Raw genomic sequence first — 10,599 nt, 5'->3', positions numbered from 1 at the left:
TGCTTCTCCACGGCACGAGCGGAGCCGGCATGCGTCGCCTCCTGGATACGACGCCGGAGATCCGCCAGCTTCCCCGCGGTCGTATGGATGTCGATCTCGTGACGCTCTTCCGGCTCGGACATCGGGATGCGGCTCCCTGCCTGCTCAAAAGGGGGGATGGTTACTGATTCGCAGCGTAGCGGCGGCCCCATCGGTCGGCAGTGCGGTGTTTACCACACCTAGGGTGGCTTGCATGACGCCGCGAGATCCAGCAGACGCGAACGACAACCGCTGGTCCGACCTGGACCGCCCGCCCCTCAACGGCACGGCGCTGCGCCGCGGGCTGGTGCGTGAGGGCGGCCTGTGGACCGAGGTGGAGGTCGTGCAGCGCACCGGCTCCACCAACGACGACCTGGTGGCCCGGGCCGCGGCGGGCGACCTGGCGGAGGGCGCGGTGCTCGTCGCCGAGGAGCAGACGCAGGGCCGGGGCCGGCTGGACCGCCGGTGGACGGCGCCCGCCCGCTCCGGGCTCTTCTTCTCGGTGCTGCTGCGCCCGGCCGAGGTGCCGGTGGCCCGCTGGGGCTGGCTGCCGCTGCTCACGGGCGTCGCGGTGGCCACCGGGCTGTCCCGGGCCGCGGGCGTCGACACGGCGCTCAAGTGGCCCAACGACCTGCTGGTCACCGTGCGCGGCGAGGAACGCAAGGCCGGCGGCATTCTCGCGGAGCGGGCCGGGGAGGACGGCGTGGTCGTCGGCGTCGGCGTCAACGTCACCCTGCGGGCCGCGGAACTCCCGACGCCGCAGGCCGGGTCGCTGTCGCTGGCCGGGGCCGTGACCACGGACCGTGACCCGCTGCTGCGGGCGATGCTGCGTTCGCTGGAGGACTGGTACGGCCGCTGGCGCTCGGCCGGCGGCGATCCCTTGGCCAGCGGTCTGCAGGAGACGTATGCGGCGGGCTGCGCCACCTTGGGCCGTACCGTGCGGGCGGAGCTGCCGGGCGACCGGGCCGTCGTGGGCGAGGCCGTGGCGCTGGACGGCGACGGACGCCTGGTGATCGCAACGGCGGAGGGCATCCAGGAGCCGGTGGGCGCGGGCGACATCGTGCACCTACGCCCCGCGTGAGCGCACCCGCGCCTCATGACTCGCCCAGCCAACAGTGCCGCGGGGACTCGCGGCGGCATGCCCCGCGGGGCCGCGGGGACTCACGGGGTCGTGCCTCATAGGGGCGGGGGGAACTGTGCGACCAGCCACGACGGCCCTGTGGCTGTGTACGGCGGTGTGTGGCTCCGGGCTGTTGTGTGGCCTCGGACTGTTGCGGGGCTTGGCTCTGCTGGCTGGCGTTCGCGAAAACGTGCCTCATAGGGGCGGGGGGAACTGCGCGACCAGCTACGACGGTCCTGCGGTTGTGTACGGCGGTGTGTGGCCCCGGGCCGTGGGTGGCCTTGTCCGCTGCCGCTCGCGGAGGCGTGCCCCGCGGGGAACTGCGCGACCAGCCACAACGGCCCCGCGGCTGCGTACGGCGCCCCCCGGCCCCAGACTGGATGCGGGGGCCGGAGAGGCAAGCCGGCTGCAAGCCGCCCGGCACCGACCAGCAAGCCCCCCGCCAAACCGAACGGAGTGAGCTGGCGCACACCTGCCGTAGAGTTGAGGCCGGTCGATACGTGACCGCGGCAGATCGGAAGGGCAGCAGGCGTGACCGTCGACGACACGGGCTCCGGCGCGGACGCGGACGGCCGGGTGGACCTTCCCCCAGCCTCGGCTCCGTTCGACCGCGAGGACCCCCAAGGCGCCGACACCGGCGAGGACCCGCTCGCCCTGCGGCTGGAAACGCTCATCCTGGGCGCCGAGCGGCGCTACACCCCTTTTCAGGCGGCCCGCAGCGCCGGCGTCTCCATGGAGCTGGCCTCGCGCTTCTGGCGGGCCATGGGCTTCGCCGACATCGGCCAGGCCAAGGCCCTCACCGAGGCCGACGTGCTCGCGCTGCGCCGCCTCGCAGGCCTGGTCGAGGCGGGCCTGCTGAGCGAGGCCATGGCCGTGCAGGTGGCCCGGTCCACCGGGCAGACCACCGCCCGACTGGCCGAATGGCAGATCGACTCCTTCCTGGAGGGGCTGACCGAGCCGCCGGAACCGGGCATGACCCGCACGGAGGTCACCTATCCGCTGATCGAGCTGCTCCTGCCCGAATTGGAGGAGTTCCTGGTCTACGTCTGGCGCCGCCAGCTGGCCGCGGCCACCGGCCGGGTCGTGCAGGCCGGTGACGACGAGGAGATGGTGGACCGGCGGCTCGCGGTCGCCTTCGCCGACCTCGTCGGGTTCACCCGGCTGACCCGCCGGATGGAGGAGGAGGAACTCGGCGAGCTGGTCGAGGCGTTCGAGACGACCGCCGCCGACCTGGTCGCCGCCCGCGGCGGCCGGCTCATCAAGACCCTCGGCGACGAGGTGCTGTACGCCGCCGACGACGCGGGCACCGCCGCCGAGATCGCGCTGCGGCTCATCGAGACGATGGCGCACGACGAGACCATGCCCGAGCTGCGCGTCGGCATGGCGTTCGGCACGGTGACCACCCGGATGGGTGATGTCTTCGGTACGACGGTGAACCTGGCCGCCCGGCTGACCTCGATAGCACCGCGCGACGCCGTGCTCGTGGACAGCGCGTTCGCCGAGGAGCTGATCCGCACCGGTGAGGCGCCCGCCTCCGAGGCGGAGGCGGCCGAGGCCGCGGCGGCCGCCGAGAAGGAGGGCGAGGAGCCGCCGACGTACCGCTTCGCGCTCCAGCCGATGTGGCAGCGCCCGGTCCGCGGACTCGGTGTGGTCGAGCCCTGGCTGCTCACCCGGCGCGACGGCGGATCCTGACGGGAACGGGAGGCCGTCACGAGCCTCCGGCCGGCGACAGGTCGAGACACAGGCCGAGGATCGGCAGGCACACCCCTCCCGGTCGGTCCGGCGTCGGGGTCGGAGACGGGGCGGGTGCGGGCACGGGCGCGGGTGCGGCCGAGGTTCGGCCGGGTGCCGGGGTGGGCGTGGGCCGTGGCGTGGCGCTCGCGGTGGCCGTCGGCGGCCGGGTGGCGCCGGGGGCGTCCGCCCGCGGGGGTGTGCCGGTGGTCGGCGTACGTCCCGGAGTCGCCGTGGCGGAGCGGGCCGGGGCATCCGGGACGGGAGAGCCGTCGACCCCGCCCTGTGCGGAGGCCGCCGACGGCGGGCCCGTCGGGATGGTGCCAACCGTGCCAACCGTGGCGGCCGTGTGCGTCGACCGGTCGGCGGTGGCGGCCGGACCCGTCCGGGGTTCCGCCTCCGCGGTGCCGGGGCCGCCGACCGATGACTCGGGCGCGATCCTGACGAGGCTCAGCACGCCGACGGCCAGCACGAGCCCGCCGACAGCCACCAGAACCCTGCCCGGCCGCCGCCGACGATGCCGCCCCCGCCGCTCACGAGGCCCCACCCCCACATCGCCCCCGGTCCCCACCGACCCCAAGGCACCCACCGACCCCAAGGCACCCACCGACCCCAAGGCACCCACCGACCCCAAGGTGTCCGCCGACTCCGCAGTCCTCAAGGCGCCTGCCGACCCCGCCGAGTCAGTCGTGTCCGTCGTGCCCGCCGTCCCGGATGAGCCTGTCGATTCCGGTGCGTCCGCCAACCCCGCTGACGCCGATGAGCCCGCAGGGCCCATCGCTCCCGAACCCGCTGAGTCTGCCGATTCCGGTGCGTCCGCCGAGCCCGGTGTATCCGCCGGTCCCGCAGACTCCGATGTGTCCGTTGGTGGCCCCGCAGACTCCGATGTGGTCGTCGATTTCGTCGGCCCCGGTGAGTCCGATGCGTCGGTTGTGTGTGCGGTACGAGATGCATCTGGCGTGTCTGATATCGCCGACGCATCGGATGTATCCGTGGGCGTGCGCTTGCACCTGTGCGTCTGCGTCATCGCGATCCCTCCCCGCTCGCGCCCCCCGATGCGCCGTGGCGGAGCGCACGCTATGCGCTCGCTCGGGCTGTCGATGGGGAGTCGGGGGATTGTCACTCGAACGAGGGCTTCCGGGGCGCCCCTTTCCCCGGTGGGGCCCGGCTGCGATGATCGGGCCGTCGGGGGGTTAACCCGCGTTAACAGGAGGGTGTCATGAGCGAGCAGCGGTTCGGGGAGTCCGTGCTGGTGCGGCGGCACGACCACGTCGTGGAGCTGGTGCTGGACCGGCCCAAGGCCATGAACGCCGTGTCCACGGAGATGGCCCGCTGCATCGCGGCCGCCTGTGCCGCGCTCGCCGCCGACCGGGACGTACGGGTGGTGGTGCTGACCTCGTCGCACGAGCGCGCGTTCTGCGTCGGGGCCGACCTCAAGGAGCGGAACTCCTTCAGCGACGCGGACCTGGTGCGGCAGCGGCCCGTCGCGCGGAGCGCCTACACCGGCGTACTGGAGCTGCCCATGCCGACGATCGCCGCCGTGCACGGCTTCGCGCTGGGCGGCGGCTTCGAGCTGGCGCTGTCCTGCGATCTGATCGTGGCCGACAGTACGGCCGTGGTCGGGCTGCCGGAGGTGTCCGTGGGGGTCATTCCGGGCGGCGGCGGTACCCAGCTGCTGCCCCGCCGGGTCGGCGCCGCGCGGGCCGCCGAGCTGGTCTTCTCGGCGCGGCGGGTGGCGGCGGCCGAGGCGCGGGAACTGGGGTTGGTGGACCAACTGGTGGACGAGGGCCGGGACCGCGAGGAGGCCCTCGCGCTGGCGGACCGGATCGCGGGCAACTCGCCGGTCGGTCTGCGCGCGGCCAAGCGGGCGCTGCGGCTCGGGCACGGCCTTGACCTGCGGGCCGGACTGGAGGTCGAGGACGCGGCCTGGCGCTCGGTGGCGTTCTCCGGGGACCGGGCGGAGGGGGTCGCGGCGTTCAACGAGAAGCGGACGCCCCAGTGGCCGGGGGAGTGACCGGCGCGAGGCCCTCGACGGAGGTGCCGCGCCATTCGATGGCCGTGCTGCACCCTTCGACGGACGTGCCGCGCTCTTCGATACGTGCTGCACCCTTCGACGGACGTGCCGCGCTCTTCGATACGTGCTGCACCCTTCGACGGACGTGCCCCGCTCTTCGCGGACCTGCCGCGCGCTTCGACGGACGCGCGTTCTTCGGTGGACGTGCCGTGCCCTTCGACGGACCTGCCGCGCCTTTCGTTGGAGACATCTGTCGCTCCCCGGGGGCACCTGTTCGGCGCACCAATGTCCCCGTTCATACCAAACGTCCCTAACCTGGAGTGATGGGTGAGGACAAGCGGCTGGCGGCCGTCGTGGCGCTGGCCCAGGGGATGGCGGCGGCCCACACTCCGGCGGAGTCCTGGCGGGCGGCGGCGAGCGGTGCCTGCCGGGCGCTGGACGGGAGCTTCGCCGCGCTGTCGGTGTGGGAGCGAGAGCGGGGCCGGCTGCGGGTCCTGGTGAACGTGGGGGAGCGGGCTCCGGACGAGGAGGAGTTCCCGGAGAACGAGACCTATCCCGTGCACCAGTTCCCCGAGATCACCGAGTTCCTGCACGAGCGGTGGGCGCTCGGCGGCGGTCCGCACGCCTGGGTGGAGACCGCGGAGGGGACCGCGGCCGGTCGTCCCGGCTACTTCCACCGGCGGGTCACCGCGCTGCGCCGCCGCGGTCGCGGCTGCTGCGTGGTCGCGCCGGTCGTGCTGCACGGCCGGGCCTGGGGCGAACTGTATGTGGCCCGCGCCACCGGGGCGCCGGTCTTCGGCCGGGCCGACGCCGACTTCGCCACCGTGCTGGCCGCGGTCGTCGCCGCCGGGATCGCGCAGACCGAGCAGCTGGAGGAGGCCCGGCGGCTGGCGTACACCGACGCGCTCACCGGGCTCGCCAACCGCCGGGCCGTCGACATGCGGCTCGACGAGGCGATCGAGCGGCACCGCGCGGAGGGCGTGGTGGTGAGCCTCGTCGTCTGCGACCTCAACGGGCTCAAGCGGGTCAACGACACCCGCGGGCACGCCGTCGGCGACCGTCTCCTGGAACGCTTCGGCTCCGTGCTGTCGCTGTGCGGGGCGATGCTGCCGGGTGCCCTCGCGGCCCGTCTGGGCGGCGACGAGTTCTGTCTGCTCGCGGTCGGGCCGCCGGCCGACGACGTGGTGAAGGCCGCGGACGAACTGTGCCGTCGGGCCGCGGAGTTGGAGCTGGGCGAGGGGGTCGCGTGCGGGGTTGCGTCCACCGCGGACGCGATCGGTCCGGTGCGTTCCGCGCGCCGGCTGTTCCGGCTCGCGGACGCGGCCCAGTACCGGGCCAAGGCGGTGCGCGCGGACCGGCCGGTCGTCGCCGGGCGGGAGGGTCCGGACGACCCGGTCGTGCGCCTCGCCGACGAGCCGTCGCCCGCGCGGGCCGAACGGCGCCGCTTCCGCGGCCGCCGACCGTGAGGTGCTGGCCCGGCCGTGAGACGGTCGTCGGCCGTGAGGCGGTGGGGTCGACGGCGGTCCGCGGAGCGTTCCCTCGCGGTGCCCGATGGGTAATCGGAGCGTTCCCTCGCGGTGCCCCATGGGTAAGGGGTGAACCCGGTCTCCACTAGTGACACCATGACATTCAATGCGTACGCTCCTGAATATGGATATGCATACTGTGGTGGTGGGAACGTCCGGCGTCACCGCGTCCGACGTCCTCGCCGTGGCGCGCGGCGACGCCCGGGTCGTGCTGGCGCCGGAGGCGGTGGCGGCGCTCGCGGCGGCCCGCGAGATCGTGGACGCCCTGGCGGCCGAGCCGGATCCGGTGTACGGCGTCAGCACCGGTTTCGGTGCCCTGGCGACCCGGCACATCGGCCCGGAACTCCGCGCCCGACTACAGCGCAACATCGTCCGCTCGCACGCCGCCGGCATGGGTCCGCGGGTGGAGCGGGAGGTCGTACGGGCCCTGATGTTCCTGCGGCTGCGGACCCTCTGCTCGGGACACACGGGCGTGCGGCCCGAGGTCGCGCAGACCATGGCCGACGTGCTGAACGCGCGGATCACCCCGGTCGTCCACGAGTACGGTTCGCTCGGCTGCTCCGGCGACCTGGCCCCGCTGTCCCACTGCGCGCTGACCCTCATGGGCGAGGGTGACGCCGAGGGGCCCGACGGGACCGTCCGGCCCGCGGGCGAGCTGCTCGCCGAGCACGGCGTGCGGCCCGTCGAACTGCGCGAGAAGGAGGGGCTCGCCCTTCTCAACGGCACCGACGGCATGCTCGGCATGCTGATCATGGCCCTCGCCGACCTCGACACCCTCTACAAGTCCGCCGATGTCACCGCGGCCCTGTCGTTGGAGGCGCTGCTCGGCACGGACAAGGTGCTCGCACCCGAACTGCACGCCATCCGGCCGCACCCCGGCCAGGCCGCGAGCGCCGCCAATATGCTCGCCGTGCTCAAGGGCTCCCAGCTCACCGGGGTGCCGCGGATGGCCGGCGCCGCCCATGCCGGGGGGACCGCCATCCCCTACGAGGCGCCCCGCGTCCAGGACGCCTACTCGGTGCGCTGCGCCCCGCAGGTCGCGGGCGCCGGGCGGGACACCGTCGCGCACGCGCGTCTGGTCGCCGAGCGGGAACTCGCCTCGGCCGTCGACAATCCCGTCGTGCTCCCCGGGGGCACCTCGGGGCCCTTCGGCGCCGGGGGAGGCAGGGTCGAGTCCAACGGCAACTTCCATGGCGCGCCGGTCGGTTATGTCCTCGACTTCCTCGCCATCGCCGCCGCCGACCTCGCGTCCATCGCCGAGCGCCGCACCGACCGGCTGCTCGACAAGAACCGCAGCCACGGCCTGCCGCCGTTCCTCGCGGACGACGCCGGTGTCGACTCCGGGCTCATGATCGCCCAGTACACCCAGGCGGCCCTGGTCAGCGAGATGAAGCGGCTCGCCGTACCGGCCTCGACGGACTCCATCCCGTCCTCCGCCATGCAGGAGGACCATGTGTCCATGGGCTGGTCGGCCGCGCGCAAGCTGCGCACCGCCGTGGACAACCTCGGCCGGGTCATCGCCGTCGAGCTGTATGCCGCGACCCGGGCCATCGAACTGCGCGAGGGGATGGCACCGGCGCCCGCGTCGCAGGCGGTCATCGAGGCGGTACGGGCGGCGGGGGTGCGGGGTCCCGGTCCGGACCGGTTCCTGGCGCCCGATCTGGCGGCGGCGGACGCGTTCGTGCGCGGCGGGGGGCTCATCGCCGCGGTGGAGGCGGTCACCGGGCCGCTGCGGTAGCCGACGACGGAGCCCTGACCGGCGGGCACCTTCGTCATCGCGGCCGGGCTCCCGGCGGCCGGCCGGGCTCCCGGCGGTAGCCGACGGCGGGCTTCCGGCGGGCACCCTGTGTCGCTGCAAGGTCTGGTCAAAAACCCGTCAGGCGGGCCTAGAAACCGAGCCGTTCACGGCGTACCGAGTAGCCCACGAAACCGGCGCCCAGGGCGAGGAGCGCGGTGCCGCCGACGACGTACGGCGTGGTGTCGAAGCTGCCGGTGTCGGCCAACTCGACGCCGTCCGTCGAGACGTCTGTCGAGCCGTCCGCGGTCTGCGTGTCCGCCGCGGTCACGGCTCGGGCCTGCTGGGTGATCTGGGTCGCCAGGGACTCCGTTCTCGCCGGGGCCTCGGGCGTCGCGTTCGCGGACGGGACGAACCACAGGGCGCCCAGCAGGGCGGCCGCGGCGGCGGCGGTCAGCAGCGGACGGCGAGCGGATGACACGGAATATCGATCCCCCTTGTGGCGCTGGCGAATTGGCCCTGCGAGGCGATGTTAGTGAAAGTCGCGGGTCACGGGAAAGTCACGAGAGGATTCGGTCGTACGCTCCCGCCATGAGCACTCCAGAGACATCACGTTTTGTACGCCTTCGGGTGGAGCTGGTCCTCGAAGTGGAGGACGCGGACGCCGTGACCAAGGCCGCGGTGCGCCGGGTCGCCGACGATCCGGAGATGCCGGACGCGGAACGCGCGCACGCCGAGGACGCTGTGACGGAAGACACCGCGGAGGCCCTTGCCTATCTCGTCGACCCGTTCGCCCTGGTCAGCGAGGTGCCGGGGGTCGAACTCCAGCAGGCGTCCTGGTCGAGCGAGCGGATCGAGTACGACCCGGATTCGCCGGACTGGGACCTTGACGAGGATGATGGCGACGGCGACGACGAAGAAGAGGACGGCAAGGGCTGAGCGTTCCGGGGAATTCATGACCCCGGACGGCAACCGCCGTCCGGGGTTTCGTCGTCTCACAGGGCGCACGGACCGATGCTCGCACCACCTGCTCCGGCGAACGTGGTGTGCCCCACACATCTGAAGGGTGTGGAACGGGACGAAACGGTCGTAGCGTTGAAAGCTCTTAACGGGGTTCTCGGGGTAATCGCGGAATCGGCAACGATGGAGAAACGTGTGATTACGGACAGTAAGCGGCGCAGGGGTCTGCTGACCGCGTCCGCTCTGCTCGGTGGTGTGCTGGTGCTGACCGGGTGTTCCGGCGGCGATGCCAAGGCCGAGGGCGGCAAGGGCGGCAAGGACACCTCGCAGGCCAAGGTCGACGAGGCGGCGGCCGAGAAGTCGTCCGTGGCCCAGATCACGATCACCCCCAAGGACGGCTCGAACAACGCCTCCATCAACAATTCCGCCGCTGTCACGGTGGCCAAGGGCAGCCTCACGAACGTGACGATGACGACGGCCGACGGCAAGGACGTCCAGGGCAAGCTCTCCGCCGACCGGACGAGCTGGAAGCCCGACGCCCAGCTGGAGCGCTCCACCACCTACAAGGTCGCCGCCGAGGCCAAGGACTCTCAGGGCCGCGTCGCCCACGAGAACGCGTCCTTCACCACGGTCTCCCCGGCCAACAGCTTCATAGGCAGCTTCACCCCGGAGGACGGTTCCACCGTCGGCGTCGGCATGCCCGTGTCGATCACCTTCGACAAGGCGATCACCAACAAGGCCGCCGTCCAGAAGGGCATCACCGTCACCTCCAGCGGCGGCCAGGAGGTCGTCTGCCACTGGTTCAACGCCAACCGCATGGACTGCCGCCCGCAGGAGTACTGGACCGAGAACTCCACCGTCACCCTGAAGCTGGACCTCGACGGTGTCGAGGGCGCGAGCGGCGTCTACGGCGTGCAGCAGAAGACGGTCTCCTTCCACATCGGCCGCAACCAGGTCTCCTACGTCGACGCGCAGACCAAGCAGATGAAGGTCACGCACAACGGCAAGACCGTCAAGACCATCCCGATCTCCGCCGGTTCGCCCGACAACAAGACCTACGAAGGCATCATGGTGATGTCCGAGAAGTTCAAGGAGACGCGCATGAACGGCGCGACCGTGGGCTTCACCGACGACGACGGCAAGGGCGAGTACGACATCAAGGACGTGCCGCACGCCATCCGTCTCACCAACTCCGGCACCTTCGTGCACGGCAACTACTGGGGCGCGAAGTCCATCTTCGGCGCCGTGAACACCAGCCACGGCTGCGTCGGTCTGTCCGACACCAAGGGCGCCAACGACCCGAACACGGCGGGCTCGTGGTTCTACAACGACTCGATCATCGGTGACGTCGTGGTCGTCAAGAACACCGGTGACAAGACCGTCGCCCCGGACAACGGCCTCAACGGCTGGAACCTGGACTGGGCCCAGTGGAAGGCCGGTTCGGCCGTCTGAGCCCGGAAGGCGGGTTCGGCCGTCCGAGCCGCAGCCGATGCCG

Annotated in this window: 9 protein-coding genes; 7 read left to right on the top strand and 2 right to left on the bottom strand. The window is 72.4% G+C overall.

All coding sequences use genetic code 11. The features are described from left to right. Positions 1–232 precede the first annotated feature (232 nt). Together ACWEKM_RS32160 and ACWEKM_RS32155 are read left to right on the top strand one after the other, a co-directional pair. On the top strand, positions 233–1,099 hold the full coding sequence (locus ACWEKM_RS32160) for a biotin--[acetyl-CoA-carboxylase] ligase (protein WP_451624782.1): 867 nt from the start codon (positions 233–235) through the stop codon (positions 1,097–1,099). A 570-nt stretch (positions 1,100–1,669) separates the two neighbouring features. Further along, positions 1,670–2,830 carry an adenylate/guanylate cyclase domain-containing protein gene (locus ACWEKM_RS32155; protein WP_451624781.1) on the top strand — a complete coding sequence of 387 codons (1,161 nt, stop codon included), beginning with the start codon at positions 1,670–1,672 and terminating at the stop codon, positions 2,828–2,830. Positions 2,831–2,846: 16 nt separating this feature from the next. On the opposite strand, the gene ACWEKM_RS32150 is transcribed toward ACWEKM_RS32155, so the two are convergent. Beyond that, positions 2,847–3,359, bottom strand: coding sequence for a hypothetical protein (locus ACWEKM_RS32150; protein WP_451624780.1), 513 nt, complete (start codon positions 3,357–3,359; stop codon positions 2,847–2,849). A gap of 729 nt (positions 3,360–4,088) precedes the next feature. On the opposite strand from ACWEKM_RS32150, the gene ACWEKM_RS32145 reads away from it, so the two are divergent. The 3 genes from ACWEKM_RS32145 (at position 4,089) to hutH (ending at position 8,147) form a co-directional block, all read left to right on the top strand. Beyond that, entirely contained in the window at positions 4,089–4,883 is a 795-nt protein-coding gene (locus tag ACWEKM_RS32145) for an enoyl-CoA hydratase/isomerase family protein (RefSeq protein WP_451624779.1), read from the top strand. A 323-nt stretch (positions 4,884–5,206) separates the two neighbouring features. Then, positions 5,207–6,349: a diguanylate cyclase domain-containing protein gene (locus ACWEKM_RS32140; RefSeq protein WP_451624778.1), complete on the top strand. Its 1,143-nt coding sequence runs from the start codon at positions 5,207–5,209 to the stop codon at positions 6,347–6,349. Between the two features lie 190 nt (positions 6,350–6,539). After that, positions 6,540–8,147, top strand: a complete 1,608-nt coding sequence (gene hutH, locus ACWEKM_RS32135) for a histidine ammonia-lyase (RefSeq protein ID WP_451624786.1) — start codon at positions 6,540–6,542, stop codon at positions 8,145–8,147. Between the two features lie 148 nt (positions 8,148–8,295). On the opposite strand, the gene ACWEKM_RS32130 is transcribed toward hutH, so the two are convergent. Continuing rightward, positions 8,296–8,625: an LPXTG cell wall anchor domain-containing protein gene (locus ACWEKM_RS32130; RefSeq protein WP_451624777.1), complete on the bottom strand. Its 330-nt coding sequence runs from the start codon at positions 8,623–8,625 to the stop codon at positions 8,296–8,298. A gap of 110 nt (positions 8,626–8,735) precedes the next feature. On the opposite strand from ACWEKM_RS32130, the gene ACWEKM_RS32125 reads away from it, so the two are divergent. After that, on the top strand, positions 8,736–9,083 hold the full coding sequence (locus tag ACWEKM_RS32125) for a hypothetical protein (RefSeq protein WP_451624776.1): 348 nt from the start codon (positions 8,736–8,738) through the stop codon (positions 9,081–9,083). Positions 9,084–9,287: 204 nt separating this feature from the next. Beyond that, the gene (locus ACWEKM_RS32120; protein WP_451624775.1) at positions 9,288–10,556 is read left to right on the top strand and encodes a L,D-transpeptidase; all 1,269 of its coding nucleotides are present in this window, start codon (positions 9,288–9,290) and stop codon (positions 10,554–10,556) included. Positions 10,557–10,599: the final 43 nt, after the last annotated feature.

The organism is Streptomyces sp. NPDC004752 (assembly GCF_053601275.1).
This window is presented reverse-complemented; position numbering and strand designations above follow the sequence as displayed.

Bases quoted from the DNA above. Each gene is read 5' to 3' on its own strand.
- ACWEKM_RS32160 (WP_451624782.1), top strand. From the start codon at position 233: ATGACGCCGCGAGATCCAGCAGACGCGAACGACAACCGCTGGTCCGAC.
- ACWEKM_RS32145 (WP_451624779.1), top strand. From the start codon at position 4,089: ATGAGCGAGCAGCGGTTCGGGGAGTCCGTGCTGGTGCGGCGGCACGAC.
- ACWEKM_RS32140 (WP_451624778.1), top strand. From the start codon at position 5,207: ATGGGTGAGGACAAGCGGCTGGCGGCCGTCGTGGCGCTGGCCCAGGGG.
- hutH (WP_451624786.1), top strand. From the start codon at position 6,540: ATGCATACTGTGGTGGTGGGAACGTCCGGCGTCACCGCGTCCGACGTC.
- ACWEKM_RS32125 (WP_451624776.1), top strand. From the start codon at position 8,736: ATGAGCACTCCAGAGACATCACGTTTTGTACGCCTTCGGGTGGAGCTG.
- ACWEKM_RS32120 (WP_451624775.1), top strand. From the start codon at position 9,288: ATGGAGAAACGTGTGATTACGGACAGTAAGCGGCGCAGGGGTCTGCTG.